This window comes from Glycomyces sp. NPDC050141, from assembly GCF_055586545.1.
In genome coordinates, this window is sequence record NZ_JBVJHZ010000060.1 from 1 (window position 1) to 24,999 (window position 24,999).

Here is a 24,999-nt window from a genome sequence, read left to right on the forward strand (position 1 = left end):
CCCCCCCCCCCCCCCCCCCCCCCCCCCCCCCCCCCCCCCCCCCCCCCCCCCCCCCCCCCCCCCCCCCCCCCCCCCCCCCCCCCCCCCCCCCGCGCGCGTATCGGCTGATCCTCGTGCGTCAGGGCGTCAACCCCATCTGCCGCATGAACTCCGATTCGTCGAAGTACAAGTGGTGCTCGGTGATCTTGCCGTCCTTGACAACCGCGATGTCGCAGCTGCGGAGTCTCACCTTCTTCCCGGTGGCCGGGATCGTCTCGCCCGTGGGCGTCTTCATGTCCCCGGTGTTCGTGCCGATGAAGTACCCCTCGTCGACGGCCCTCCCGTCGGATTCGAGCTTCATGATGTGCTCGTACGTGCCGTCCGGGAACGCGTCGATGAACTGGTGCCAGTACTCGGCGATCTTGTCGTGGCCCTTCACCATGCCGGCGTCGGGTGTCATGACGACGGCGTCGTCGCTGTACAGGTCGACGGCCGCCTCGACGTCGTGCATGCCGACGGCCGTCTCGGTCATCCGGTCCAAAACCTCTCTGGCCTGGCCCATTGCCCTCACCTCCTCAAACCCGATTATTCTTCGCTACTGGCGAGTTCGGTGCCGTTCAGCTGTAGTGCTGGAACTCGCCCCACAGGCGGCCCCAGGGCCGGACCGGGCCCTCGCAGACCGCCACGACGGCGCCCTGCTCCTCGTTGTCGACGCCGAGCCCGTTGTCGAGCTCGGCGGCCGCCTCGCACGACGCGAAGAACGACCGCAGCTCGTCCAGGTCCAGGCCCACGGTGACGACCGTGTCGACGTCCGCAGGAGGCGGCCCGTACCGGTGGAGCTCGTTGTGGCCGCTGAAGACCGGCGGCAGGTCCTCCCCGTACCGGACCAGCGCCCCGGCCTCGCCGTAGTTCGCGGTGACGACCGCCCCGGCCTCAGGCGTCGCGGCGACGACGGCCTCGACCTGGTCCGTGTACGCCTGCCAGCCGACCCCGTCGGGCACCGAGCTGTTCATGTCCGGAATCGGCGTGCCGCCCACGACCCCGACCGGGAGCAGCGGCAGCGCGACCAGGGCCGAAATCGCGCTGTTGAGCGCCACCCCGGCGACCAGCGCGACGCGCCGTCCCCGCGTCGCCGCCCACGCCGCGACCGGGACGCACCCGGCCGCGTACAGGGCCACGACGAGGCCCATCGGATAGTAGAACTGTCCGCCTGTCGCCAGCGTGATCACGAGCAGGACCGGGTACGCCCAGGCCAGCGCCCGCACCGGCCGCCATTCGGGCTTGCGCAGGAGCGCCCCGATCCCCGCGGCCCAGACCGGCACGAGGAACAGCCCGAGCAGCAGGAACTGGAAGGGCAGCAGCAGGATGCGGTTCTCCGCGCCGTCCGTCTCGTTGATGGCCGAGGCCATCTCCAGCTGCGGCCAGCCGTTCAGGGCCTGGTAGACCAGGTTCGGCGAGCCGATCGCGAACGCGAGGGCCGCACCGGCCCACAAGTGCTGCGAGGCCAGGGCCTTGCGCGGCCCGACCGCGAGCAGCGCCAGCCCGAGGCTCAACAGCAGCAGCACGACCAGGTGCTTGTTGTACAGCCCGATCCCGGCCGCCGCGCCGACCGCGAGCCACCACCGCGGCTCCCGCAGGAGCGCCCGCACCGCGAACAGCAGCGCCGCCGCCCACACGAGCAGGTCGACGGAGTTCGTCGACAGCTGGTGCCCGAACGCCAGCGCGACCCCGGCGAACGCCAGGCCCCACACGCACAGCGCCTGCGCGGCCCGGCCGCCGCCGAACTCGCGCGTCAGCAGCGCCGCGATCCACAGCACTCCGGCCATGCACAGGATCGAAGGGAACCTGAACGCCCACAGCGAGTCGCCGAGCAGCGCGGTCGCGGCCTTCCCGAGCAGCGGCGTGAGGGGCGGCTGGTCGGCGTAGCCCCACGAGGGCTCGAGCATCCGGAAGTACAGCTCGTCGCGGTGGTAGTCGTAGCGGCCGTTGAGGAGCGCGAGCACCGCCGCGAGCGCGGCGGAGGCGGCGACGAGGTGGGCGCGGAACAGGGGAGGGGGCTGCATGGGCGGGCCTTCGCAGTCGGGGGTGGCCCTGATACTCCCGCAGCGGACCGGCGCGCGCAACCCGCGCGGCCGTCCCGGAACGGCCGGGACGATGAATCCGCGCCGCCCGCGTCGTCTCCACGGTTAGCATCCGGACACGACTAGCTAGGAGCCGACATGGACTTTCCGCAGGCCCTCGACCACACGTTCACCGCGCCTATCGAGAAGGACGGCGCGTTCGCGACCTACCTGACCGTGCCCGGCTCGGCCGAGCTGCTCGGCACCCGCAAGGCGGTGAAGGTGACCGGCCAGATGGACGGCCACGAGTTCGCCGCGACGCTCATGCCCTCCGGCTCGGGCCCGCACTGGCTCCCGGTCCGGGCGGCCCTGTGCAAGGCCATCGGCAAGAGCGCGGCGGGCGAGGAAGTGACCGTCCACCTGGCGCAGCGCCTCACTTAAGCCGCGTCGATCCGCGCGAAGTACGCGTCGACCAGCGGCTTGCCGATCCCGGTCATCCACTGCTCGAACGTGACCAGGCCCGGGTGGACCTCGCGCAGCGCCGCGATGTCGACCGGGATGCGGTGGTCGTTGATCAGCGCGATCATCTTCGCCGTCGTGGGGCTCTCCTCCGCGATCTTCTCGACCGGGATCTCCACGTACGGCACCTCGCGCCCGACGATGCGGCCGATGAGCGCGGCCTTGTCGGCCTGTGTGAGGTCGTCCCCGGCCAGCTCGTACACCTTCCCCTGGTGCCGTTCGGGATCGGCGAGGGCGATCGCGGCGAACGCGGCGATGTCGGCGGCGGCGATGAGCGGCTCGAAGGTCTCGGCCCGCAGGGTCGAGACGAGCGCGCCGTTCTGCAGCTCCCGGAAGGAGTCGAACGTGTTCTCCATGAACGCGGTCGGCCGCAGGATCGTCAGCGACACCCCGCTCTCGCGGATCGCCTGCTCGGCTTCGGCCTTGCGCTGCAGCATGTCCATGTGCGGCTCCAGCGGGCCGCCGACGCCCACCGACGAGGAGTGCACGACATGCGTGACGCCAGCGTTCTGCGCTGCGGCCCCGATCTTCGCGGCGCTGCGGGCCTCGTGGCCGAAGTCGTGGCCGTACGGCCCGCCCTCGTAGGCCCCGGCGTGGACGCTGAAGACGCCGTAGGCGCCCGCGACGGCCGCGTCGAGCGAGTCCCGGTCGTCGAGGTCGCCCGCGACGACCTCGGCCCCGGCCTCCTTGAGCGCCTTGGCCTTCGCGCTCTCGGGGTCGCGGGTGAGGGCCCGGACGTGCCAGCCGTCGGCCAAGAGGCGGGCGGCGACGGCACCGCCCTGGCGGCCCGTCGCGCCGGTAACGAGGACGGTCTTCTGGGATGCAGGCATGGGTGTTCCTTTCGATGGCGGGGTGCGCCGACTACTATCGGGAGCGGCAACCCGGTTGATGAAACGGAACACTACACCCGTTTAAGCGAGCCCACGAGAGGGGGACCCGTGCCCGCAGTCGCACAGCGAGCGGAACGCTCCGACGCCCAGCGCAACCGCCAGAACGTCCTCGAAACCGCCGACCGCCTCTTCGCCGAACGCGGCGCCGCCGTCTCCCTCACCGAGATCGCCGCCGCCGCAGGTGTCGGCGCGGGCACCGTCTACCGCCACTTCCCGACCAAGGACGCCCTGCTCGCCACCGTCCTCGACCAGCGGCTCGGCCAGCTGGGGGAGTTCGGCGAGCAGGCCCTGGCCATGACCGACCCCGAGACCGCGTTCTTCGCCTACCTGCGGTTCATCACCGACCAGGCGCTGGCGAACCGCGCGATCTGCGAGGCGCTGGCCTCGCGCGGCGACTGGCAGGAGCCCTCGAAGCTGTCGGGCCGCTGCGTCATCGACTCGCCGCTCTCGACCCTGCTCGCACGGGCCCAGCGGGCCGGAGTCATCCGCGCCGACCTCGACACGGGCGACGTGCGGGCGCTGCTCGCGGGCTGCACGACCAGGGCCGACGATCCCGAACGCGCCCAACGCCTCCTGGGCGTCATCGGGGACGGCCTCCGCGTGCAACGAAACCGCGAGATCCGTAACGAAACCCCGAAGCTTCCCGATCTTCGTAACGAAACGAAACGGAACTGCCCGGTCTGCGGCGACCCGCTCCCCGAGACCGCCACGGGCCGCCCGGCGAAGTACTGCTCAGCGGCCTGCCGCCAGAAGGCGTTCCGGGAGAAGCGCAAGACTGCGTGATCACAGGGCCTTCCCCTGTGGCAACCGGTCGCCTAGGATCAGTCCCGCATCTGCCGAGACCACCCCGAGGAGGCCGCATGGCCCGCCGATTCCCGCAGCACCGCATCCGCCCGGTCACCCGCCTCGACGGCCTCTGGGACTTCGCGTTCCTCGGCGACGCCGAGCCCGGCTCGGTCGACCTCGACACCATCGCCTTCGATGACGCTATGGCCGTCCCCGGCTGCTTCGACGCCACCCCGAAATACGCGGGCAAGCGCGGCCTCGCCGCGTACCGCACCTGCGTCATCGCCTCGGAAGGCCTGCAGCGCTTGGTCTTCGACGGCGTCCAGCACTGGTGCCGGGTCTACTGGAACGGCGAGCTGATCCGCGAGCACGCGGGCGGCTTCACGCGCTTCTGGGCCGAGACCGAGTCCGCAGGTGGCGAAGCGGAGGTCACCGTGCTCGTCGACAACCGCTTCGGCGACCGCTCGCCGCTCCACATGGAGCACTTCGACTGGTACGCCTACGGGGGCATCTCGCGCGGCGTCGAGCTCCACCGCCTCGAACCGCTCCACATCGGCGGCCTCAAGATCGACACCCTCTCGGTCGCCGAGCGCCGCATCAAGGTCCGCATCGACTACGCCGGGGCCGGTACGGCCGCGCTCGGCATCGAATGCGACGGCCGCGTCCTGCTCGCCGAATCCGTGGACCTCGGCGCCTCGGGCTCGCTCACCCGGGAACTCGAGATCCCTTGGGCCGCACCGTGGTCGCCCGCCGACCCGAACCTGAGCGTGCTCACCGTGCGCCTCGGCGGCGACGACCTGAGCGAGCGCTTCGGCCTGCGCGAGGTCCGCACCGAGAACGCCCGCATCACCGTCAACGGCGAACCCGTCGTCCTCAAAGGCGTCAACCGCCACGAGGCCCACCCGCAGTTCGGGCACGCCCAGCCCGAGGCCCTCCTCGTCAACGACGTGCAGCAGCTCCAGGACCTCGGCTGCAACTTCGTGCGCGGCAGCCACTACCCGCTCGACCCGCTGTTCCTCGACCTGTGCGACGAGGCCGGCATCCTCGTGTGGTGCGAGTCGATCGGCTGGCAGTACCCGGTCGAGCACCTCACCGACCCAGGTTTCATCGAAGCGCAGCTCGCCCACATCGGCGAGATGGTCGCCGCGTCCCAGAACCACCCCTCGATCATCCTGTGGGGCATCCTGAACGAGTGCCCGAGCTGGTCCGACGAGGGCCACCCGGTCTACGCCCAGCTGCTCGGCCGTCTGCGCGAACTCGACCCGGAGCGCCCGGTCACCTACGCGAGCATCAACGCCCACGACGACAAGTGCTTCGACCTGGTCGACGTCGTCGGCGCGAACACCTACCCCGGCTGGTACTTCGGCGACGTGCCGGACATCCCCGGCGAGCTCGACCGGATCGCCGCGCACGTCGACGCCCTCGGCTTCGCGGACAAACCGCTCATCATCTCGGAGATCGGCGCGGGCGCGGTGCCGGGCTGGAACGACGCGCACGGGTCGCTGTGGACCGAGGACTACCAGGCCCGCCTGCTCGACACTACTGTCGGCCACATCCTCGACGGCCAGGACCGGATCTCGGGGCTCGCGATCTGGGTGCTCGGCGACTTCAAGACCACCGAGCTGCGCCGCATGGCCCTGACCCGCCCGCGCGGCGTGAACGACAAGGGCCTCATCGACGAGTACCGCCGCCCCAAGCAGGCGTACCGGACCGTCCAGGCCCACTACAACAAGCACTGACACGGTGAGGCCGCCGGACCCTGGGAGCGGTCCGGCGGCCGATCCCTCGGTTATGTCGTGAGCGAGTAGCTGTTGCAGTTGAAGTTGTAGCCGCCGGCCGAGGAGGTGATCTCCCAGCCGAACTGGATCTGGTCGATGCGCACGTTCGGCATCCGGCCCTGGTTGACCAGCCACTGGCAGTGCGCGGTGATGTTCACCGTGGAGGTGGTGGTCTGGGTGTGCGCCAGGAAGTTGTACACCGGGTTGGACCCGTTGTGGCCCTGGTAGTAGCCCCAGTTGCGGCCGCCGAGGGTGACGTTCTGGACGAACGAGCCGAGCGGGCCGACGTTCGAGGTCCACTTGGTCCAGATCATGATCTCGTGCGCGTGGCCGTTGCCCCACACGTCGTACGCGGTGTTGTACGCCAGGCCCGAGCCCGAGGGCACGGTGACGTTGTGCGAGCTGGAGACGTTCCCCATGCTGGAGACGGTGCGCCCCAGCGTGTAGGAGACGTTCGGGTAGGACTTGATGCCGCCGGTGTTCGGGTGGTTCGCCCACACGCCCCAGTTGGAGGCGCTGTTCGCCCAGATGGTCTGCGGGCCCGCGCCGGAGCCCCAGATGTTGTTGTAGAGCGTGTAGGCGCCGGTGGTCCAGTTCCCCCACTGCTCGGAGGAGGACCAGGTGGCGGCCTGTGCCGGGGACTGGAGGGCGCCGACGGTGCCCGCGGTGGCCAGGGGAGCGGCCAGCGCGGCGGTCAGGAGCGATCTGCGTCGCATGAAGGGCACGCCTTTCTTCGAGGTCATGGTTTCAGCCATCGGCATCAGAGGTTGACGGATGTCGATACGTTAATTAGATCATGCGACCAAATTAATGTCCAGATCCGAAACGTCCCGATTCCGCCGGCCCGCCCGCCCGACCGGAAACGCCGCTCCCGGGTGCGACCCCGGTCTCACCGTCCCGGCCAGTGGTGCGCACGGGCGGTTCGCGGTCGCCCAGGCCAGGCCCGCCACGTAGAATTCCGCCCGTGAAGACCTTCGAGCAGCTCTACGCCGAACTCGCCGACAAAGCCGCCACCCGACCCGAGGGATCGGGCACCGTCGCCCAACTCGACGCCGGCGTCCATGCCATCGGCAAGAAGATCGTCGAAGAGGCGGCCGAGGTCTGGATGGCCGCCGAATACGAGTCGGACGAGGCCGCGGCCGAGGAGATCTCCCAGCTCCTCTACCACCTCCAGGTGATGATGGTCGCCCGCGGCATCAGCCTCGACGACGTGTACCGGTACCTCTAAACAGCTTCTGAAAGGCCCATCCGCATGCTCCGCATCGCCGTGCCCAACAAGGGTTCGCTCTCCCAGGGCGCCACCGACATGCTCACCGAGGCGGGTTACCGCCAGCGCGGCTCCAGCCGCGACCTGCAGTCCCTCGACACCGCCAACGACGTCGAGTTCTTCTACCTGCGCCCCAGCGACATCGCCACGTACGTCGCCTCCGGCGACCTCGACCTCGGCATCACCGGCCAGGACCTCGCCGTCAACTCCGGCGAGGAGGTCGAAGAGGTCCTCGCGCTCGGCTTCGGCCGCTCCACGTTCCGCTACGCCGCCCGCCCGGGCACCGTGGACACCGTCGCCGGGCTGGACGGCAAGCGCATCGCGACCTCGTTCCCGGGCGTCGTCCGCTCCGACCTGGAGAAGCACGGCGTCAAGGCCGAGATCGTCAAGCTCGCGGGCGCGGTCGAGAACGCGATCGCCCTCGGCGTCGCCGACGCGATCGCCGACGTCGTCGAGACCGGCACGACCCTCAAGCAGGCCGGGCTCGCCGTCTTCGGCGACCCGATCATGCGCTCCGAGGCCGTCCTGGTCCGCAAGCCCGGCAACGGCCAGAACCCGGCCGTCGAGCAGCTGCTGCGCCGCCTCCGCGGCGTCCTCGTAGCCCGCTCGTACGTGATGCTCGCCTACGACGTGCGCGCCGAACTCCTCGAGGCCGCCGTCGAGCTGACGCCCGGCATCGAGTCGCCCACGGTCTCCCCGCTGCACCGGGAAGGCTGGGTCGCGGTCCAGTCGATGACCGAGCGCGCCGACCTGCACCGGGTCATGGACGCCCTCTACGAGATCGGCGCCCGCGGCATCCTGGCTTCGAACATCGACGCCTGCCGGCTTTAGGCAAAACGCAGGCGCCTGCCTGCTCTAGGCAATACGCAGGCGCCTGCCGGCTCTGATCAGCTGAGCCGCGGCGCTTCCAGCGCCGCGGCCGCATCGGCCCGCACGCGCAGCTCGGCGGCCATCGCGACGGCCTCTCGGACGTCGCGGTGCGCCGCCTTCGCCGTGTGGCCCAGGCCCCCGGCCGTCATCGCGTGCACCGTCGCGAGCCCCTGCATCCGCTGGAGCCGCCCCTGCACGACCCGCACCGACTGGATGCGCGCATACGGCACGGCCACATACGTGTTGACCCACCAGCCGTGCCGCACCACGAACACCTTCTCGTCGAGTGCCGCACCGGTCCGCTTCCAGCGCAACGGCATCCGCCACCGCGCCCGGCGCGGCGGCCGCTCGACCGCGAAGTGGGCGGGCAGCTCGGGCACCGCTTCGGCCGCCACCGTGGCGACCTCCGCCGGGCCGCCGACCGGCAGCGCCGTGGTCGACCTGACGACCGACCCGCTCTGCTGCGCCATCGCCGCCGTCCACACTTCGACGCGCCGCCAGTCCTTCTGCCGCCACATGATCGGCTCGTCGAAGGCCACGGCCGTCACCCTGTCCACCGGCACCGTCTCGTGGCTCGTGTCCGTCAGGCCCCGCTCGATGAGCAGGTTCCCGCCGTCGCGGGTGATACGGAACCGGCAGTTCCGCAAGAATCGGTTCACTGTCGCCACAGTGCTCTGCAGGTACCCGAACAGCGCCGGGGCGAAGAAACCGAACCACAGCGCCGTCGCCACCCGCGTGAACCCGAAGATCGAACCGGTCACCACGAACGCGGTCCCGAAGACCAGCAACGCCGCCAACTGCACCGGCAGTGCCTCCAGCAGCGACGCGACCGCCAGCTTGCGCACCGTCACCGGCGGCACCAGCGTCGGCGGACCGGTCGGTTCCTCCTCAGCGGACGCCTCCGGCGCCTCGGTCCGCGGCTTCGCCCCGGGCCTGCCCGCGATCGACAACAGCTCCGCGCGCAGCTCCAGCGCCCGGTCGTGCTTGAGGTACGCGAGCCGCGCGTCCGTCCCGTCGCCGCCCGCGACCTCGATGTTCAACTGCGCCAAGCCGAACACGCGCGCCCGCAAAGGCCGCACCAGGTCCACCGACTGCAGCCGCTCCAGCGGCACCGTGCGATGGCTGCGCGTGAACACGCCCCCGTAGATGTGCAGCTCCCGGCCCCAGATCACGAAGCCCCGGTACTGCAGCGCGATCAGGCTCGCGATGCCGCCCACGACCGCCGCCGCCACGGCCGCGTACACCGCGAACAGGAAGTTCCGCGACGTGAACATCTGGATGCCCACGGCCGCGGCGGCCGCGGTCAGGAACCGCACGCTCTCCAGCAGCGGGGTGAGCGGGTGCAGGCGCTGGCGCTGCATGCCCTCGGGCGGCGCGCTCGGCAGGTACGGCATGGGGCCGTACGGCGCGGGCGCCAGCGGGGGAGCGGGCTCGTCGCCGTCGTTCACAGGCCCTCCCGGACCTCGGCGGCGCGGACGGCGAGCCGGTCGCGCAAAGCAGCCGCTACATGCGGGTCGAGCCCGGGCACTTCGGTGGTCGAGCCGAGCGCGGCGGTGCGCACCTGCACGGTGGTGAGGCCGAACATCCGCTCGATCGGCCCGGCCGAGAGGTCGATGAGCTGGATGCGGCCGTAGGGGACGATGCTCAACCGGCGCGTCAGCAGCCCGTGCCGCACCAGCAGGTCCTGCCCGCGTTCGGCGTAACCCCAGGTCCGCACGGTGCGTGCGACCGCGAGCGCCCGCAGGCCCGCGAACACGACGTACCCGCCGAGGGCCCACAGCAGCCCGTCCCAGCCGAGCCAGATCGTCAGCGGGACGGCGGCGACGACCGCCAGGATCAGGAAGTTCAGCAGGCTCCGCAGCACCCACACCGTGCGCAGCTGCGGCGACATGGGCTGCCATTCGATCCCGTCCGGCCACAGGTCCCACACCGGGACGGCTCTCGCGTTCATCGCTCGATCATTCCACGCCCGGTCATGCCAACCTCTGCGTCTCGCAAGGGAATCCGCGCACAGTGAGGTATTCGCGGAGGGTCGGCTCGTGCTCGTCGCAAGCGGCCCAGCGCTTCACGCGGTCGGAGGTGTGGATGCGCGGGTTGCGCCACAGCAGCATCCAGGTCGCCTGGTTGCGGCAGCCGCGCGACGAGCAGATCGGCGCCTCTACATCTGAAGTCACAGCGCGATTGTCCGCCAGGTATCGGCTCATCCGGTGCGGGGCCACACCGCTGTGTCGATGAACGCTTCCACGGCCTCGATCACGTCGGCCATCGCGTGCGCCGACTCCACGAGCGGCCGCCCCCGGATGAACATGCCGTGGTCCGCTCCGGGGATCTCGCACACCTCCCCGGGCAGTTCCCGCGCCAGCGCGGTGTTCCACGCCGGGTCCGCCGTGCCGCCCACGAGCAGGTACGGGGCGGTCGAGCGGCGCAGGGCCTGCACGATCGGGTAGTGCTGGAGGAACGGCGTGAACCAGATCGCGGGCAGCCCGTGGTGGGCGGCGAGGATCGCGGCGGCCGTGCCGAGCGATTTGCCGATGAGCAGCGGCGGGTCGTCGTTGTGGACCCGGTCGAGCACGGCCTCGGTCTGGTCGCACACGCCGTCGATCATGGCCTGCTCGTCGGCGGCGAGCCGGTCGACGCCCTGCCACACGAGCGGATAGGTATGGGCGCCACGGGACTGCAGGGCCACGTGCGTGAACATCAGCAGCGGCCCTTGCACGCTGTAGTTGCGTCCGGGGAGGAGCAGGGCCTGGCGGCGGCGGGGCATGTGGGGAATTCTAGTTGCCGTGGGGCCGGATGCGCCTCCCCCGGAAAGCCGGTGCCGCCTCCTCCGGGCAGCAAAAGACCCGCACGACCACGGGGGAAGTCGTGCGGGTTGGTGAAAGCATAGCGCTCCGACATTTCGCAGCAACGGATTGAATCCGCGCGGCGTGTCACGCTCCTGGGCAAATACCGCCTTACCGTTTGCCGCCACCACGCCGTGGCAGTGTAGACCCCCTGTGCCGCAAGGGGTTCGGTGAGAACTGTCGGGTTCCTGACAAATTGCGGTGCGGGCGCGCCGCACGGGTCCGTGCGGCCCCCTGCCATCCTCGAACGGGCGAATTAGTATCGACGGCACAGACCGAACGCGCGTGAAGGAGACGACATGGGATCAGCCGACGCCGACCGTTCGACCGGGAGCTCCACCCCGGCGGAGAACGCCGCCCTGCTGGAGAAGGCGCTGTTCGAGATCAAGAAGGTCATCGTCGGCCAGGACGCCCTCGTCGAGCGCATGTTCGCCGCGCTGCTGGCCCGCGGGCACTGCCTCATCGAAGGCGTGCCCGGCGTCGCCAAGACCCTCGCGGTCGAGACCATGGCCCGCGTCGTCGGCGCCGACTTCCAGCGCATCCAGTTCACGCCGGACCTCGTCCCGGCCGACATCGTGGGCACCCGCATCTACCGCCAGTCCTCTGAGGCCTTCGACGTCGAGCTCGGCCCGGTCTACACCAACTTCGTGCTCGCCGACGAGATCAACCGCGCGCCCGCGAAGGTCCAGTCCGCGATGCTCGAGGTCATGGCCGAGGGCCGCATCTCCATCGGCGGCCAGACCCACGTGCTCCCCAAGCCGTTCCTGGTCATGGCCACCCAGAACCCGATCGAGCAGGAAGGCGTCTACCCGCTGCCCGAGGCCCAGCGCGACCGCTTCCTCTTCAAGGTCAACGTCGGCTACCCCACCGACGCCGAAGAACGCGAGATCGTCTTCCGCATGGGCGTGGACACGCCCGTGCCCGAGCGCATCCTCGACACCGACGACCTCCTGCGCCTCCAGCAGGCCGCCGACGGCGTGTTCATCCACAACGCCCTCGTCGACTACGCCGTGCGCATCGTCATGGCCACCCGCAACCCCGCCCAGGCCGGGCTCGGCGCGATTGCCCGCCACATCCAGTACGGGGCCAGCCCGCGTGCCTCCCTCGGCCTCATCCGCGCCACGCGCGCCATCGCGCTCCTGCGCGGCCGCGACTACGCCCTGCCGCAGGACCTCGACGACATCGCGCCCGACGTGCTGCGCCACCGCCTCGTCCTCTCCTACGACGCCATGGCCGACGGCGTGGTCACCGACCAGCTCGTGGGCCAGCTCCTCGCCGCCGTCCCGGCCCCCACCGTCAGCCCCCGCCAGGACGCCGCGCCGCGCAGCCCCGAACCGCTCCAGCCGCAGCAGCCGGGCGCCTGGTGAGGACCGCGGGACCCGTGGAACACGACCTCCGCGCCCTGGACCGCCTGCAGCTCAACGTCACCCGCCGCCTCGACGGACTCCTGCACGGCGACTACCTGGGCCTGCTGCCCGGGCCCGGCTCCGAGCCCGGCGAGGCCCGCGAGTACCGCGCCGGAGACGACGTGCGCCGCATGGACTGGCCCGTCACGGCCCGCACCACCGTGCCGCACGTGCGCACCACGATCAGCGACCGCGAACTCGAGACCTGGCTCGCCGTCGACCTCTCCCCGAGCCTGGACTTCGGCACGGTCGGCATGCTCAAACGCGAACTCGCCGAAGGCGCCGTCGCCGCCTTCGCCTACCTCGCCGGGCGCGGCGGCAACCGCATCGGCGCCGTCGTCACCGAAGGCGGCCCCGCCAAAGCCATCCCGCCCCGCCCCGGACGCGGCGGCGCCCGCTCGCTCCTGCGGACGGTCACCACCCTCCCGCGCGGCGAAGGTGCCCACGGCGCCCGCTTGCCAGCCGTAAATTTGCAGAGCAACTTGGCCGAGCTGATCGACAAGACCCGCCGCCACGCCCGCCGCCGCGGCCTCGCCATCGTCATCTCGGACTTCCTCGAGGACGAAGACAACCCGAGTGACTGGCCGCGCGAACTGCGCCGCCTCGCCGTCCGCCAGCAGACCGTCTGCGTCGAGATCATCGACCCGGCCGAACTCGCCCTCCCCGACGTCGGCGTGCTCGACCTCATGGACCCCGAGACCGGCGCGACCGTGGAAGTCCAGACCGGCAACGCCCGCTTCCGCGCCCGCTACGCCGAGGCCGCCGCCGAGCAGCGCCGCCGCATCGCCGACGGCATCCGCTCCGGCGGCGCGGCCCACCTGCGCCTCTCCACCGGCTCCGACTGGCTGCGCGACATCGCCGCGTTCATCGCCCAGCGCCGCCACCTCGCCGCCTACCGCTAGGGGGTGTCTGGTGATCCCGAACGGCCTGCATCCGGCCCATTTGCCCGCTCGCTTCGTTGTCGGGCCTTCGAATACAACCCCGGTATTCGAAGACCCTTCCGCCTTGCGAGCGAACAAATGGACTCGGATGCAGTCTCGCCCGGAATCACCAGACACCCCCTAGCGCCGCCAAAGCCAACCGACTCAAGGAGAACCGTTGATCCGCCTGCTCGAACCGATGTGGCTCCTGGCGCTCATCCCCGTCGCCGCGCTCGCCGCGGTCTACGTCTGGGCCCAGTTCGCCCGCAAGCGGATCGCCGTCAGGTTCGCCAACGCCTCGCTCCTGGCCAAACTCGTGCCGAAGGTCCCCGGCTGGCGCCGCCACCTCCCGGCCGGGCTCCTCGTCATCGCCCTCGCGGTCCTCGTGGGCGGCATGACCCGCCCCGCCGTCGACGTCGACGAACCCCAGGAACGCGCGACGATCATCCTCGCCATCGACGTCTCCCTCTCGATGATGTCCGAGGACGTCTCGCCCACCCGCATCGAGGCCGCCAAGGAAGCCGCCGCCGGGTTCGTCAACGACCTGCCCGAGCAGTACAACGTCGGGCTCGTCTCCTTCGCCGGGTTCGCCTCGGTCAACGTGCCGCCCACCAAGGACCACGCGAGCGTCGCCTCCGCGATCCTCGGCCTCAACCTCGCCGAGGCCACCGCCACCGGCGAAGCGGTCTTCGCCTCGCTCCAGGCAGTGCAGCAGGTCCCCGCCGACGAGTCCGGCACGCTCCCGCCCGCGCGCGTCCTGCTCATGTCCGACGGCTACCGCACGGCCGGGCGCACCGTCGAGGAGGCCACCGAGGCCGCCTCGGCCGCGAACATCCCCGTGTCCACGGTCGCGTTCGGCACCGACGAAGGCGTCATCGAACTCGACCAGGAGCTCGTCTCGGTCCCCGTCGACCGCGAAGCGCTCGCCGCGCTCGCCGAAGGCACCGGCGGCAACTTCTACGAGGCCGTCTCCGCCGAGGAGCTCCGCTCGGTCTACGAGGACATGGAGTCCTCGCTCGCGCACCAGACGATCGCGCGCGACATCTCCCAGTGGTTCATCGGCACCGCGATGATCCTCCTGTTCGCGGCGGCGGGCCTCAGCCTCGCCTGGACCTCCCGCCTCACCTGAGCCGTGAGTCGAGTGCCACACCGTGCGTGAAGGCCCCTTCGCTCCCGAAGCGGCCCGTCGCTACGATCGTCGGTGGCTTCATACAAAGAAAACTGAGGAGATCAGACAATGGCGCGCACGGTCCTCGTCACCGGAGGCAATCGCGGGATCGGTCTCGCTATCGCCCAGGCATTCGCGGCCCAGGGTGACAACGTCGCCGTCACCCACCGCGGCACCGGCGCCCCCGACGGCCTCTACGGCGTCCAGTGCGACATCACCGACACCGCCTCGGTCGACGCCGCGTTCACCGACGTCGAAGCGAAGCTCGGGCCCGTCGAGATCCTCGTCGCCAACGCCGGGATCACCGACGACACCCTCCTGCTCCGCATGAGCGACGAGCAGTTCGAGCGGGTCGTCGACACGAACCTCAAGGGCGCGTGGCGGGTCGCCAAGCGCGCCTCCTCGAAGATGCTGCGCGCCAAGTTCGGCCGCATGATCTTCATCTCCTCGGTCGTCGGCCTCTACGGCAACGCCGGGCAGACCAACTACGCCGCGTCCAAGGCCGGCCTGATCGGCCTCAGCCGCTCGATCACCCGCGAACTGGGCTCGCGCAACATCACCGCGAACGTCGTCGCCCCCGGCTTCGTCCAGACCGACATGACCGACGCGCTCCCCGAGGCCCAGCGCAAGGCCTACCTCGACTCCATCCCCGCCAAGCGCTTCGCCACGGCCGAGGAGATCGCCGGGGCCGTCACCTGGCTCGCGGGCGACAACGCCGCCTACGTCAACGGCGCGGTCATCCCCGTCGACGGCGGCCTGGGCATGGGCCACTAGGCCAAGCAGATTTTCAAGCACGAATAACGACGGAGGAACACATGTCTGGATTCTTGGACGGCAAACGTCTGCTCATCACCGGGGTGATCACCGAGCAGTCCCTCGGCTTCGGTGTGGCCAAGTACGCGCAGGAGCAGGGCGCCGAAGTGGTCCTCACCGGCTTCGGGCGCATGTCCCTGGTCGAGCGGATCGCCAAGAAGCTCCCCACCCCCGCCCCCGTCATCGAGCTCGACGCCACCGACCCCGAGCAGCTCGCCGGGCTCGAGGCGAAGGTCCGCGAGCACGTGGACGGCATCGACGGCGTCCTGCACGCCATCGCCTACGCCCCGCCGTCGGCGCTCGGCGGGAACTTCCTCAACACCCCGTGGGAGGACGTCGCCACCGCGCTGCAGGTCTCGACCTTCTCCTACAAGGCCCTCGCCATGGCCTGCCTGCCGCTGATGGGGAACGGAGGCTCCATCGTCGGCCTGACCTTCGACGCGAGCCAGGCCTGGCCCGTCTACGACTGGATGGGCGTCGCCAAGGCCGGGCTCGAGTCCGCCAACCGCTACCTCGCGCGCGACCTCGGCCCCAAGGGCATCCGCGTCAACCTCGTGTCCGCGGGCCCGCAGCGCACCATGGCCGCCAAGTCCATCCCGGGCTTCGAGGCCTTCGAGAAGGCCTGGACCGAGCGCGCCCCGCTCGGCTGGTCGCTCACCGACTCCGAGCCGGTCGCCAAGGCCTGCGCGGCGCTCCTGTCCGACCTCTTCCCGGCCACCAGCGGCGAGATCCTGCACGTCGACGGCGGCTTCCACGCCGTCGGGGTCGAGCGCACCGAACAGTAGGAGCCGCCATGAGCATGAACGACTCTGCTCAGAATAGATATGACGCAGTCCTGCTCGTCTCCTTCGGCGGTCCGGAAGGCCCTGGCGACGTGCTGCCCTTCCTGCGCAACGTCACCCGCGGCCGCGGCATCCCCGACGAGCGCCTCGCCGAGGTCGCCGAGCACTACTACCACTTCGGCGGGATCTCGCCGATCAACCAGTGGTGCCGGGAAGTCCTCGACGCGCTCCGCCAGGAGTTCCGCATCAGCGGGATCGACCTGCCGATCTACTGGGGCAACCGCAACTGGCCGCCGATGCTCGTCGACGCGGTCACCCAGATGACAGGCGACGGCGTCAAGCGCGCCCTCGCGCTGTGCACCAGCGCCTACGGCTCGTACTCCTCGTGCCGCCAGTACGTGGAGGACATCAACGCCGCGCGCGCCGCCGTCGGCGACACCGCACCGGTGATCGACAAGATCAGGCACTTCTTCGACCACCCGGGCTTCGTCGGCGGCTTCGCCGCGCAGCTCAAGGGCAGCCTCGGCGAGATCGAGGACCAGTCGAAGACCCGCGTGGTCTTCACCGCCCACTCGATCCCCGACGTCATGGAGGAGTGCTCGGGCCCCGAAGGCGCCCGCTACTCCGACCAGGTCGCCGAGGCCGCCGGGCTCGTCGCCGAGCACGCCGGCTGGACCGGGCCCTTCGACGTCGTCTGGCAGTCCCGCTCGGGCCCGCCGTCGATGCCGTGGCTCGCGCCCGACATCAACGACCACCTCAAGGTCCTCGCCTCCGAAGGCGTCGACACCGTCGTGGTCAGCCCCGTCGGGTTCCTCTCGGACCACATCGAAGTGCTGTGGGACCTCGACAACGAGGCCAAGGACACCGCCGCCGAGCTGGGCCTGCGCTACCTCCGGGCCGGCACGCCCGAGGTCGGCGCCGACATCGTCGGCATGTTCCGCGAGCTCGTCGCCGAACGCGTCCAGGGCGCGCCCCTGCGCCGCCTCGGCAAGCTCCCCGTCTGGGACCCCACGGTCGAGGGCTGCTGCCCCGCCCGCAGGCCCCCGGCACCGGAGAAGCACCGGACCCGCTAGCCAATCGCGCCTCTGAGAACCACAGGGCCCGCGTCCCCACCGGGACGCGGGCCCGCACCGTAGTCACCGCAGGTGGCTTCCGCATGACATGCTTGTGACGTGGAACCCGTCTTCTATTGGATCATCGCCGCCGTGGTCCTCGGCGCCATCGAACTCTTCACCGGCACCCTGGTCCTCGCCATGGTCGGCGTCGGCGCCGTCCTCGCCGGGATCGGCGCCGCCCTCGGCGCCCCCTTCTGGCTCCAAGCGGTCCTCTTCGGGGCCGGCTCCATCGCCTCGATCCTCGGACTCCGCCCCTTCCTCAAACAGGCCCTCGAAAGCGACCGCGGCGCCGACCAGGCCCACCGCACCTTCGGCACCCGCGCCCTCGAAGGCGCCGAAGCCCGCGTCCTCGAAAAAGTGGACGTCAGAGGCGGCCTCGTCGAGATCGAGGGCGCCAACTGGACCGCCTTCCCCCTCGAACCCGACCAGTCGCTGGAACCCGGCGACACCGTGACAGTGGTAGAAATCAAGGGAGCCACCGTCATCGTCTGGAAGCAGAGCTAACTGGTAACGGCTGTATAGCCTTTCCGAAAACTGAAGAACGAGCCAAGTGAAAAGCCCACCGATCCCAGACAATGGAGGCTGAGACACCATGGATCCCGTAGGCGTACTGCTGCTGATAGTCGCGATCTTCTTCGTCATCGTGCTCTTCCGCTCGATCAAGATCGTTCCGCAGCAATGGAACTACATCATCGAGCGACTCGGCAAGTACCGCCGCACCCTGGAGCCCGGCCCCCGGCTCCTCGTGCCCTTCGTCGACAGCGTCCGCGCCAAAGTGGACCTCCGCGAGCGCGTCGTCAACTTCCCGCCCTCCGCGGTGATCACCGCCGACAACCTCGGCGTCCAGATCGACACGGTCCTGTACTACATCATCACGCAGCCCACCGCGGCCGTGTACAACATCGACGACTACCTCGCCGGCGTCGAGCAGCTCACCACCACCACCCTCCGCAACGTGGTCGGCTCCCTCGACCTGGAGAAGGCCCTCACCAGCCGCGAGGAGATCAACGCCCGCCTCGCCGCCGAGCTCGACAAGGCCACCGACAAGTGGGGCCTCAAGGTCACCCGCGTCGAACTGCGCTCCATCGAACCGCCGCTGAGCATCCGCGACGCCATGGAGAAGCAGATGCGCGCCGAGCGCGACCGCCGCGCCTCGATCCTCAACGCCGAAGGCACCAAGCGCGCCTCGATCCTCATGGCCGAAGGCGAGCAGCAGTCCGCCGTCCTCCGAGCCAAGGGCGAACGCGACGCCGCGGTCCTCCGCGCCGACGGTGAGGCCAAGGCCATCCAGACCGTCTTCGCCGCCATCCACAAGGCCAAGCCCACCGACCGCCTCCTCACCTACCAGTACCTCCAGACGCTGCCCACGATCGCCCAGGGCACCGCCAACAAGGTCTGGGTCGTCCCCGCCGAACTCACCAAGGCCCTCGGCGGCATCGGCAACGCCTTCGGCACCGACAAGTCCGACCTCGCCGAAGAGGAAGAGGTCGAGGTCGACACCAGCGCCCTCGAACTCGACGACTCCGCCCTCAAGGCCCTCGAAGCGGCCCAGCAGGCCGCCCGCGAGGTCCAGGACATCGGCGAAGGCAAGGAACCCGGGCAGCTCCCGCCCGCCCCGGCCTAGAACGTGACGCCCGGGGAGTCCGAGAGGACACCCCGGGCATCGCCGTTCCAGTAGGGGAGAATCACCGGGTGCCCGACGCAATCCACATCGAAGACCCCGAGGACGACCGCCTAGGCGACTACCGCGCCCTGACCGACCTCGCCCTCCGCACCCGCTTCGAACAGCCCCGCGGCCTCTTCATCGCCGAAGGCCACCAGGTCATCGGCCGGGCCCTGCGCGCCGGGTACCAGATGCGCTCCATGCTCATCGACGCCAAACGCGCCGACCAGCTCGCGCACCTCGCCGGGGACGCCCCCTGCTACACCGCCGGGCCCGACGTCCTCGAATCCGTAACCGGCTTCCACGTCCACCGGGGCGCGCTGGCCTCCTTCCACCGCAAGGAACTCCCGGCCCCGGCCGACCTCCTGGCGAGCGTCAAGCGCCTCGTGGTCCTCGAAGGCTTGAACAATCACACCAACATCGGAGCCGTCTTCAGGGTCGCCGCAGGTCTCGGCTTCGACGGCGTCCTGCTCGCCCCCGATTGCGCCGACCCGCTGTACCGGCGCAGCGTGCGCGTGAGCATGGGGGAGGTGTTCGCGGTGCCCTACGCCTACCTGGAGCCGTGGCCGAGCGGCCTCGCCCAGGTCCGCGACGCCGGGTTCACCCTCCACGGCCTCAGCCCCTCGCGCGGCGCCATCGACATCGGCCAGGTCAGCGCCGCCGAGCGTGAACGCCCGGCCCTCATGTTCGGCGCCGAGGGCCCCGGCCTGACCGCGGCCGCGCTGGACGCCTGCGACCGCACGGTGGTCATCCCCATGCACGCGGGCGTCGACTCCCTCAACGTCGCCGCCGCGACTGCGGTGGCCTGCTGGGAGCTCTCGCAGCCCACGCCCCGCTTAGAGGCTCACGGTGGTGAACTCGGACTCGCAGGGCGGCCCCCACGTGTAGGAGAACCGCAGGGAGTCCAGCTCCAAATGCGCGGCGAAGGCCGTATGCGTCTGCAGCTCAACAGGATCGGTCTCGACCGGATGCCTGCACAGCCCGAGCGGACCGCCCTCGTGGTCCCGCATGGAGGCGTGCAGCCGCTCTGTCGAGACCGGCGACTCCTTGGCGAGCAGCGTCTCCATCCGGTCGCAGCGGTGGTACGTGGAGACCCGGCCCGTCTCGAGCCAGCTCTCGTAGACCCCGAGCGCTTCGGGGGCCCGGAAGTGGTTGGCGTGCACCAGAGGCGAGGAGCCGTCCTGGTAGATCACCCGAGACCCGAGTGGCGAGGACTCCACGGTCAAGACCCCATCCGAAGCACTCCCCATGAAGAAATTCGACGAGCAGGCAGGCCGGGGCGCAACCGCATGCCCGACCGCCTCAGCCAGACTCTTGGACTGCAGCACCCGCTGCGTCCGAAGGTGCATGGGCACGGTGTCGAGCCGCCAGTCGTCGACCGAAGCGCCGAGTCCGTTGATGCACAGGCCGATCCCGGCGCTGTTGAGTCCGATCTTCGCACCGGCGACACCGGCCTCGGTGAATCCGATCACCGTTGTGCCGTCGTGCTCCCACTGCAGCAGGGCCCCTTCGACACCGGTGAACCAGTCCCAGTTCTGCCCGATGTGCGTGCCCGACTCGGCGAAGACGCCGTCGGCGCCGCCGAACGAGGTGCACTCGCTGCGGATGCCGTCGACCGTGGGCCGCCCGAACTCGCTCCAAGCGCTGTACAGCAGCTCGTACCGCGCGTTGAGCAGCGCGACATCCAGAAGATCCTGCCCGGACCCGGCGGCAATCCCGTCCATGGTCGCCCGGTAGTCCGCGTCGTACCGCGTGAACTGCTCGAGGAACCGCTGCGACCGCTCTGCCAGCTGATCCTCCGGCACCCCGGAGGTGAGCATCCGGGACCGGTACACCGCCACGTTCGCGGCGATCTCCTCCCGCAGCGCCTCGCCGTGCTGAAGCCCCATCTCATGGGGAGTGCCTTGAAGCCGCAGAAGCGGAAGAGAAGTCATGGATCTTATTGTGACAAAAGCAATACCGGGAAGCCAGCGACTTCTTCAGCGCCCCATCAGGGCCTGCTCGACCTGCGAGTAGTGGATGGTCCACCACTTCACGAGCCCGGTCTGGCCCGGCAGCAGGTGGTCGCACGCGGAGTTGTGCCGCACGTAGTGCCACTCGATGACCCAGTTGTCAGTCAGCCGGTCCCACCAGAGCTGGTGCGTAGCGAGCCCGATCTCAGGCTCCCCGACATCGAAAACGGACCGGTAACCCCCCGCGAACGCCCGAATCCGATCGCAGTCAAGCCCGCGCTCGTCCCCATAAGTGAAGTAGAACACCGCGGCCCGCGCCATCTCCCGCGCATAGGACGACACGACCAACCGGTCCCAGTCCAGGATCGCGGAGATCCGGTCGTCAGGTCCATGCAGGACATTGTGCGGATGCAGGTCGCCATGCGTGTAACCCGTGTACTGCGGCAACAGGTCCGGCGGCCGCCGATCTCCCAGTCGCACCAGCAGCCCGCGCTTCAACCGCAGCGTCTGCTCGGCGATGGCCTCGAACCCGGTCTTGTCGCCCCGCCCGGCGGCCACCAGCTCCAGCAGCCGGTCGACCTTCTGCAGGGCCGCCTCAGTAGTAGGCGGATTCTCAGCCTTGGGAGCCCGGTCCGCCGGAATCGAAGCGTGCAGCGTCCGGTGCAACCGCCCGATCACCGACCCGAGGTCCCTGCAGGCCTCACGTGACATGGACAACCCCGACCGGTGCCGTCCCCCGACCCACGGGAAGACCCCGAACTCCTCACCTTCCAGGAAGATGGTCGTCCGCCCGTCCCGACTGAGCACCGGCAGCACGACCGGCACCCCGGAGCCGCCCAGGGTCTGCAAGACATGGAACTGAAACTGCAGCTCAGGGCCGGTAACGTCCCGAAACAATTTCAGCAGGTACGAACCAGAGGAGGTATCGACCCGCCACGACCGGTTCATCAGCCCGGTCTGGACCCGCTGCATCTGGTAGACCTGCCCCAGATCCCAATGCGCCAACGCCGCGTCAGGGAGTCGAGGCGCGGTCACGGTCATGCCCCCAAGCCTAGCCGCCGCCGGCCCGCCCGCCCGACCGCGAACCCCCCCCTTGGCGGACCGCCCCGAGCGTCGTGTAAAGTTTCATCTCGTTGCCAGGGCGAACGAAAACAACAAACTGGCAGCTCAAACCAACTGCATATAAACTCACTGTGCACGCGCGAGTGGCGGAATGGCAGACGCGCTAGCTTGAGGTGCTAGTGTCCTATTATGGACGTGGGGGTTCAAGTCCCCCCTCGCGCACATCGGGTTTCATCTCTGAACCCATGGGTTTGTGAAAACCGTTTTCAGTGGCGGCGATCTTCTCCGGAAGGTCGCCGCCACTGGCGTTTCTAGGTCTGATGGTAGCGAGCAGCGGCGCGGCAGTCGGCGCGGCCTCGGTGTGCGTGGTGTGGATACCGTGGTGGTCGCGGTCGAGATAGAGGCTCGTGAAGCAGATCCGGTTGAGCGTCCTGCGGTCGGCGTCGGCGACGCGGCGGTAGACGGTACGCGGGTCGGTGAGGAACTCCAGCAGTGTTTCGACGGTCTGGCGGGCCTCGGTGGCCTCGGTCGCGTCGGCGGATTCGAGTTGCTCGTCGATGGCGGCTTTCTTGAGTCTGAGGTCGCGGATGCGGTCGGTGAGTTTGTCGGCGGGCCAGTCGGGGTCGCCGATCAGCTCGATGCACTGGTTCTCGGCGGCCTCGATACGGGCGCGCTCGCGCTTGAGTTGATCCCGCAGGACCTTCGACGTGGATTCCTCACTCGCCAGAACCGCGTCGAGGTGCGATCGAACCTCAGCGGCTTCAGCTTTCGTAATGGCGACGGTGGCCCAGTGGTTGATGACGTACTGCTCGACGGCGTCGACGGAGAACCGGGGCAGGTCGCATTCTTTGCGGTTGCGACCCAGGCACAGGAAGTAGAAGTAGTGGCGGCCCGTGTGGGACTTGCCGCGTTCGAGTGTCAGCAGCTGCTTGCACCGCCCGCACCGCACGAGGCCTTTCAGGTGGTGGTCCCATTTCCGGTCGCGGGTCCCCGCCTGGCGCTGGGAGTACAGCACCTCCTGCACCCGCGCGAACAGCTCGGCCGAGACGAGCGGCTCGTGGCGGCCCTCGTACTCGCGGTCCTTGTAGGGAAGCTGCCCGATGTAGTACCGGTCCTTCAGGAGGTTGCCAATGGCGTGGATCGAGACTGTCGTTCCGGCCGGGAACCGCTTCGTCGGCCTCGTCCGCAATCCAGCTGTTGTGGCGGCGTCGCGGAGCTGGCGGAACGTGTACTGCCCGGTCGCATACCGCTCGAACAGCATCGCGACGAGCGGCCCGCGTACGGGGTCGATGGCGACGGTGCGCACGGGCCTGCCTTCGACCTCCTCGGTGACGTTCAAGTATCCGAGGCGGGTGCGGGTCGGTGTCCCGCCGCGTTGGGCTTTGGCCTCCATCTTGTAGGCGATGTCGTCCCCGGCTGCCCGGGACTGGTACTCGTTGACCACGTCGAGGATCCCGGCGAGCATGTCCCCGGAGATGGTGTCGGCGGTCGGGTCCTTCACCGAGATGAGCGAGACCCCAAGGTCTTTCAACTCGCGGCGGGTCAGGGCCGCGTCGGCGGCGTTGCGGAAGATCCGCGACCGCATGTAGATCAGGATGACGTCCACGTCGCCTTGGGCGCGGACGCGTTCCATCATCTGCTTGAACCGCGGCCTGCGGTCGATCGACTTGGCCGACCGCCCCGGTTCCACATACTCGTCCACGACCGTCAGCCCGAGGTCGGCTGCGAGTGCGGTGCAGGCCTGTCGTTGGGTGGGGATGGAGTTGCCCTCGGGGTCGTAGTCGGTGTTGACCTGCTTGGGGTCGGAGACCCGCAGGTACAGCACCGCCCTCCCACCCCGCAGCTTCCCCGCCTCCATCGCCGCGATGTTCCTGGATGTCCTGCGTCGGGTCATGACACTCGCCTCGCCTTCGTCTCGCCAGTACGGTCGATGACGCCCCGCACCTGCTCGCCGGAGTCGGTCTCCCCTGCGCGGATCGTGATTCGGACGAGGGCTTCGGCCAAGCGGCGGGTGTCGATGCACTTGCGGCGCTGGCCGGTGACCCGGATCGGGCCGCCCGCGCCACTCACGCGAACCACCCGCCGATATAGGCGCAGGTCAGGGCGTCATCTGTGACCGTAGTGGGACTCCGGCGGGCCATCAAGCCATGCGGAGTGGGCCACCAGCGCGCACTCAGGCGCGCGGCGGCGGAGTCAGAGAAGCTGCCGATCGAGGACAGGGCAGCGTGAAGTGAAGCGGTGAAGGTGGGCAAGACGGGTGTCTCACCGGGTACCGCACGATGCAATCCAGACGGCCATCAACATTACCCGAATGATCACTGACCGTCAAGGGTTTGTCACGAATTTTTCCAATTGGCGGTTACCCGGAGCTGCTCATCGGGAGGGTGCGCGCACCCGGCCCCGGTTGCTGGGGGGGGGAACCCCCCCCCCCCCTCCGGCACTTCAGGTGATGTCGGCCGGGATCGGCGCGTCCAGGCCCATGGCGTGCAGGCGGGCGTAATAACCGTTTTGCGCCAGCAGTTCGCCGTGGGTACCGCGCTCGACAATCCGGCCATCGTCCATCACCAGGATCAGGTCGGCTTCACTGATCGCCTGTGGCTCCAGCTGGATGGCCTGGCGCTCAACGGCCGGATGACCATGGGCCTCAAGTAACGCACGCGCGGTGCTTTCAATCGGTTTGCCGACCAGTGCGGCAATACCGGCAGAGCTGACCTTGATATCGCAGCGACTGAGTGCGCCACGCAAAAGGCTTTCTGCGGTGGGACTACGGCAAATATTGCCAATACAGACAATCAACACTCTTTTAAACAAAGCACTATTCCCCGGGCCATCCATTACCCCATGAAGCGCTAACATCAACTTCATAACTTCACGGCAGTATTTATTACCATGGAACCCCCACTTCACCCAAAACTATCTCCGGACGAAAAATAACAACACCCGCACCAACCCGACGATTTATAACATTCATGCCTTTGCAGCCTCCACCGGCTTTAAATTACCTAACTACCGAGTTTCGCTATATATAGACAGAGGAAGTTTCATGAGCGCAAATGCCAATAAAGCCTGGTACCTGGTCCAGTGCAAATCCCGGCAGGACGAGCGCGCCGAGGAACATCTTCAGCG

General features: G+C 69.3%; 26 protein-coding genes, 1 tRNA gene and 2 pseudogenes. 16 read left to right on the top strand and 13 right to left on the bottom strand.

Annotated features, from left to right (window positions below):
* Positions 1-118: 118 nt before the first annotated feature.
* Both ACZ60M_RS24070 and ACZ60M_RS24075 read right to left on the bottom strand, forming a co-directional pair.
* Positions 119-541: an ester cyclase gene (locus tag ACZ60M_RS24070; protein ID WP_465421560.1), complete on the bottom strand. Its 423-nt coding sequence runs from the start codon at positions 539-541 to the stop codon at positions 119-121.
* 55 nt (positions 542-596) lie between these two features.
* Positions 597-2,042 carry a glycosyltransferase family 39 protein gene (locus ACZ60M_RS24075; protein ID WP_465421562.1) on the bottom strand — a complete coding sequence of 482 codons (1,446 nt, stop codon included), beginning with the start codon at positions 2,040-2,042 and terminating at the stop codon, positions 597-599.
* A 156-nt stretch (positions 2,043-2,198) separates the two neighbouring features.
* Between ACZ60M_RS24075 and ACZ60M_RS24080 the strand changes: the two genes are divergently transcribed.
* Positions 2,199-2,480 carry a DUF1905 domain-containing protein gene (locus ACZ60M_RS24080; RefSeq protein ID WP_465421564.1) on the top strand — a complete coding sequence of 94 codons (282 nt, stop codon included), beginning with the start codon at positions 2,199-2,201 and terminating at the stop codon, positions 2,478-2,480.
* On the opposite strand, the gene ACZ60M_RS24085 is transcribed toward ACZ60M_RS24080, so the two are convergent.
* The gene (locus ACZ60M_RS24085) at positions 2,477-3,388 is read right to left on the bottom strand and encodes an SDR family NAD(P)-dependent oxidoreductase (protein ID WP_465421566.1); all 912 of its coding nucleotides are present in this window, start codon (positions 3,386-3,388) and stop codon (positions 2,477-2,479) included. The genes ACZ60M_RS24080 and ACZ60M_RS24085 overlap by 4 nt on opposite strands.
* A gap of 108 nt (positions 3,389-3,496) precedes the next feature.
* Between ACZ60M_RS24085 and ACZ60M_RS24090 the strand changes: the two genes are divergently transcribed.
* Positions 3,497-4,231, top strand: a complete 735-nt coding sequence (locus ACZ60M_RS24090; RefSeq protein ID WP_465421568.1) for an SbtR family transcriptional regulator — start codon at positions 3,497-3,499, stop codon at positions 4,229-4,231.
* A 77-nt stretch (positions 4,232-4,308) separates the two neighbouring features.
* Positions 4,309-5,973: a glycoside hydrolase family 2 protein gene (locus tag ACZ60M_RS24095; protein WP_465421570.1), complete on the top strand. Its 1,665-nt coding sequence runs from the start codon at positions 4,309-4,311 to the stop codon at positions 5,971-5,973.
* A gap of 50 nt (positions 5,974-6,023) precedes the next feature.
* On the opposite strand, the gene ACZ60M_RS24100 is transcribed toward ACZ60M_RS24095, so the two are convergent.
* Positions 6,024-6,728, bottom strand: coding sequence for a GH12 family glycosyl hydrolase domain-containing protein (locus tag ACZ60M_RS24100; RefSeq protein WP_465421572.1), 705 nt, complete (start codon positions 6,726-6,728; stop codon positions 6,024-6,026).
* A 248-nt stretch (positions 6,729-6,976) separates the two neighbouring features.
* Here ACZ60M_RS24100 and ACZ60M_RS24105 point away from each other — a divergent pair, with 248 nt between their 5' ends.
* Positions 6,977-7,240, top strand: a complete 264-nt coding sequence (locus tag ACZ60M_RS24105) for a phosphoribosyl-ATP diphosphatase (RefSeq protein ID WP_270109719.1) — start codon at positions 6,977-6,979, stop codon at positions 7,238-7,240.
* A 24-nt stretch (positions 7,241-7,264) separates the two neighbouring features.
* The gene (gene hisG, locus ACZ60M_RS24110) at positions 7,265-8,110 is read left to right on the top strand and encodes an ATP phosphoribosyltransferase (RefSeq protein WP_465421574.1); all 846 of its coding nucleotides are present in this window, start codon (positions 7,265-7,267) and stop codon (positions 8,108-8,110) included.
* 56 nt (positions 8,111-8,166) lie between these two features.
* On the opposite strand, the gene ACZ60M_RS24115 is transcribed toward hisG, so the two are convergent.
* The 4 genes from ACZ60M_RS24115 to ACZ60M_RS24130 are packed head-to-tail and all read right to left on the bottom strand — an operon-like array spanning position 8,167 to position 10,913.
* Complete coding sequence (locus tag ACZ60M_RS24115; protein WP_465421576.1) at positions 8,167-9,597, bottom strand: PH domain-containing protein; 1,431 nt, start codon at positions 9,595-9,597, stop codon at positions 8,167-8,169.
* On the bottom strand, positions 9,594-10,100 hold the full coding sequence (locus ACZ60M_RS24120; RefSeq protein WP_465421578.1) for a PH domain-containing protein: 507 nt from the start codon (positions 10,098-10,100) through the stop codon (positions 9,594-9,596). The genes ACZ60M_RS24115 and ACZ60M_RS24120 overlap by 4 nt, the downstream gene beginning before the upstream one ends.
* Before the next feature lie 22 nt (positions 10,101-10,122).
* The gene (locus tag ACZ60M_RS24125; RefSeq protein ID WP_465421580.1) at positions 10,123-10,323 is read right to left on the bottom strand and encodes a hypothetical protein; all 201 of its coding nucleotides are present in this window, start codon (positions 10,321-10,323) and stop codon (positions 10,123-10,125) included.
* 26 nt (positions 10,324-10,349) lie between these two features.
* Complete coding sequence (locus tag ACZ60M_RS24130) at positions 10,350-10,913, bottom strand: dienelactone hydrolase family protein (protein ID WP_465421582.1); 564 nt, start codon at positions 10,911-10,913, stop codon at positions 10,350-10,352.
* A gap of 378 nt (positions 10,914-11,291) precedes the next feature.
* Here ACZ60M_RS24130 and ACZ60M_RS24135 point away from each other — a divergent pair, with 378 nt between their 5' ends.
* The 9 genes and pseudogenes from ACZ60M_RS24135 to ACZ60M_RS24175 form a co-directional block, all read left to right on the top strand.
* Positions 11,292-12,359 carry an AAA family ATPase gene (locus ACZ60M_RS24135; protein ID WP_465421584.1) on the top strand — a complete coding sequence of 356 codons (1,068 nt, stop codon included), beginning with the start codon at positions 11,292-11,294 and terminating at the stop codon, positions 12,357-12,359.
* On the top strand, positions 12,353-13,300 hold the full coding sequence (locus tag ACZ60M_RS24140) for a DUF58 domain-containing protein (RefSeq protein WP_465421604.1): 948 nt from the start codon (positions 12,353-12,355) through the stop codon (positions 13,298-13,300). Before ACZ60M_RS24135 ends, ACZ60M_RS24140 begins: the two co-directional genes overlap by 7 nt.
* 196 nt (positions 13,301-13,496) lie before the next feature.
* Positions 13,497-14,447: a VWA domain-containing protein gene (locus ACZ60M_RS24145; RefSeq protein WP_465421586.1), complete on the top strand. Its 951-nt coding sequence runs from the start codon at positions 13,497-13,499 to the stop codon at positions 14,445-14,447.
* A 108-nt stretch (positions 14,448-14,555) separates the two neighbouring features.
* Positions 14,556-15,260: a beta-ketoacyl-ACP reductase gene (locus tag ACZ60M_RS24150; protein WP_465421588.1), complete on the top strand. Its 705-nt coding sequence runs from the start codon at positions 14,556-14,558 to the stop codon at positions 15,258-15,260.
* Between the two features lie 41 nt (positions 15,261-15,301).
* Complete coding sequence (gene fabI / locus ACZ60M_RS24155) at positions 15,302-16,084, top strand: enoyl-ACP reductase FabI (RefSeq protein ID WP_465421590.1); 783 nt, start codon at positions 15,302-15,304, stop codon at positions 16,082-16,084.
* 14 nt (positions 16,085-16,098) lie between these two features.
* Positions 16,099-17,154 carry a ferrochelatase gene (locus ACZ60M_RS24160; RefSeq protein ID WP_465421606.1) on the top strand — a complete coding sequence of 352 codons (1,056 nt, stop codon included), beginning with the start codon at positions 16,099-16,101 and terminating at the stop codon, positions 17,152-17,154.
* Between the two features lie 99 nt (positions 17,155-17,253).
* Positions 17,254-17,700 carry an NfeD family protein gene (locus ACZ60M_RS24165; protein WP_465421592.1) on the top strand — a complete coding sequence of 149 codons (447 nt, stop codon included), beginning with the start codon at positions 17,254-17,256 and terminating at the stop codon, positions 17,698-17,700.
* An 88-nt stretch (positions 17,701-17,788) separates the two neighbouring features.
* Positions 17,789-18,820, top strand: coding sequence for an SPFH domain-containing protein (locus tag ACZ60M_RS24170; protein ID WP_465421593.1), 1,032 nt, complete (start codon positions 17,789-17,791; stop codon positions 18,818-18,820).
* Between the two features lie 38 nt (positions 18,821-18,858).
* Positions 18,859-19,692 (top strand): annotated as a pseudogene (locus tag ACZ60M_RS24175) (TrmH family RNA methyltransferase); the annotation flags it as partial.
* 3 nt (positions 19,693-19,695) lie between these two features.
* On the opposite strand, the gene ACZ60M_RS24180 reads toward ACZ60M_RS24175, so the two are convergent.
* Positions 19,696-20,793, bottom strand: coding sequence for a C45 family autoproteolytic acyltransferase/hydolase (locus tag ACZ60M_RS24180; RefSeq protein ID WP_465421595.1), 1,098 nt, complete (start codon positions 20,791-20,793; stop codon positions 19,696-19,698).
* A gap of 45 nt (positions 20,794-20,838) precedes the next feature.
* Positions 20,839-21,852, bottom strand: a complete 1,014-nt coding sequence (locus ACZ60M_RS24185; protein ID WP_465421597.1) for a phosphotransferase — start codon at positions 21,850-21,852, stop codon at positions 20,839-20,841.
* Positions 21,853-22,010: 158 nt separating this feature from the next.
* Between ACZ60M_RS24185 and ACZ60M_RS24190 the strand changes: the two genes are divergently transcribed.
* Positions 22,011-22,095, top strand: a tRNA-Leu gene (locus tag ACZ60M_RS24190).
* Here the strand turns inward: ACZ60M_RS24190 and ACZ60M_RS24195 are convergent.
* The 3 genes from ACZ60M_RS24195 to ACZ60M_RS24205 all read right to left on the bottom strand — a co-directional run bounded on the left by ACZ60M_RS24195 (position 22,061) and on the right by ACZ60M_RS24205 (position 24,738).
* Positions 22,061-23,767, bottom strand: a complete 1,707-nt coding sequence (locus ACZ60M_RS24195; protein ID WP_465421599.1) for a recombinase family protein — start codon at positions 23,765-23,767, stop codon at positions 22,061-22,063. The genes ACZ60M_RS24190 and ACZ60M_RS24195 overlap by 35 nt on opposite strands.
* The gene (locus tag ACZ60M_RS24200; RefSeq protein ID WP_465421601.1) at positions 23,764-23,952 is read right to left on the bottom strand and encodes a hypothetical protein; all 189 of its coding nucleotides are present in this window, start codon (positions 23,950-23,952) and stop codon (positions 23,764-23,766) included. Before ACZ60M_RS24200 ends, ACZ60M_RS24195 begins: the two co-directional genes overlap by 4 nt.
* A 363-nt stretch (positions 23,953-24,315) precedes the next feature.
* Positions 24,316-24,738, bottom strand: a complete 423-nt coding sequence (locus tag ACZ60M_RS24205) for an arsenate reductase/protein-tyrosine-phosphatase family protein (protein ID WP_465421602.1) — start codon at positions 24,736-24,738, stop codon at positions 24,316-24,318.
* A gap of 178 nt (positions 24,739-24,916) precedes the next feature.
* Here ACZ60M_RS24205 and ACZ60M_RS24210 point away from each other — a divergent pair.
* Positions 24,917-24,999 (top strand): annotated as a pseudogene (locus tag ACZ60M_RS24210) (transcription/translation regulatory transformer protein RfaH); the annotation flags it as partial.

Excerpts from the sequence above, each read along its gene's own strand:
- ACZ60M_RS24070 (WP_465421560.1), bottom strand. The coding sequence starts at position 541 with ATGGGCCAGGCCAGAGAGGTTTTGGACCGGATGACCGAGACGGCCGTC.
- ACZ60M_RS24075 (WP_465421562.1), bottom strand. The coding sequence starts at position 2,042 with ATGCAGCCCCCTCCCCTGTTCCGCGCCCACCTCGTCGCCGCCTCCGCC.
- ACZ60M_RS24080 (WP_465421564.1), top strand. The coding sequence starts at position 2,199 with ATGGACTTTCCGCAGGCCCTCGACCACACGTTCACCGCGCCTATCGAG.
- ACZ60M_RS24085 (WP_465421566.1), bottom strand. The coding sequence starts at position 3,388 with ATGCCTGCATCCCAGAAGACCGTCCTCGTTACCGGCGCGACGGGCCGC.
- ACZ60M_RS24095 (WP_465421570.1), top strand. The coding sequence starts at position 4,309 with ATGGCCCGCCGATTCCCGCAGCACCGCATCCGCCCGGTCACCCGCCTC.
- ACZ60M_RS24100 (WP_465421572.1), bottom strand. The coding sequence starts at position 6,728 with ATGCGACGCAGATCGCTCCTGACCGCCGCGCTGGCCGCTCCCCTGGCC.
- hisG (WP_465421574.1), top strand. The coding sequence starts at position 7,265 with ATGCTCCGCATCGCCGTGCCCAACAAGGGTTCGCTCTCCCAGGGCGCC.
- ACZ60M_RS24120 (WP_465421578.1), bottom strand. The coding sequence starts at position 10,100 with ATGAACGCGAGAGCCGTCCCGGTGTGGGACCTGTGGCCGGACGGGATC.
- ACZ60M_RS24130 (WP_465421582.1), bottom strand. The coding sequence starts at position 10,913 with ATGCCCCGCCGCCGCCAGGCCCTGCTCCTCCCCGGACGCAACTACAGC.
- ACZ60M_RS24135 (WP_465421584.1), top strand. The coding sequence starts at position 11,292 with ATGGGATCAGCCGACGCCGACCGTTCGACCGGGAGCTCCACCCCGGCG.
- ACZ60M_RS24150 (WP_465421588.1), top strand. The coding sequence starts at position 14,556 with ATGGCGCGCACGGTCCTCGTCACCGGAGGCAATCGCGGGATCGGTCTC.
- fabI (WP_465421590.1), top strand. The coding sequence starts at position 15,302 with ATGTCTGGATTCTTGGACGGCAAACGTCTGCTCATCACCGGGGTGATC.
- ACZ60M_RS24160 (WP_465421606.1), top strand. The coding sequence starts at position 16,099 with ATGAACGACTCTGCTCAGAATAGATATGACGCAGTCCTGCTCGTCTCC.
- ACZ60M_RS24170 (WP_465421593.1), top strand. The coding sequence starts at position 17,789 with ATGGATCCCGTAGGCGTACTGCTGCTGATAGTCGCGATCTTCTTCGTC.
- ACZ60M_RS24180 (WP_465421595.1), bottom strand. The coding sequence starts at position 20,793 with ATGACTTCTCTTCCGCTTCTGCGGCTTCAAGGCACTCCCCATGAGATG.
- ACZ60M_RS24185 (WP_465421597.1), bottom strand. The coding sequence starts at position 21,852 with ATGACCGTGACCGCGCCTCGACTCCCTGACGCGGCGTTGGCGCATTGG.
- ACZ60M_RS24195 (WP_465421599.1), bottom strand. The coding sequence starts at position 23,767 with ATGACCCGACGCAGGACATCCAGGAACATCGCGGCGATGGAGGCGGGG.
- ACZ60M_RS24205 (WP_465421602.1), bottom strand. The coding sequence starts at position 24,738 with ATGAAGTTGATGTTAGCGCTTCATGGGGTAATGGATGGCCCGGGGAAT.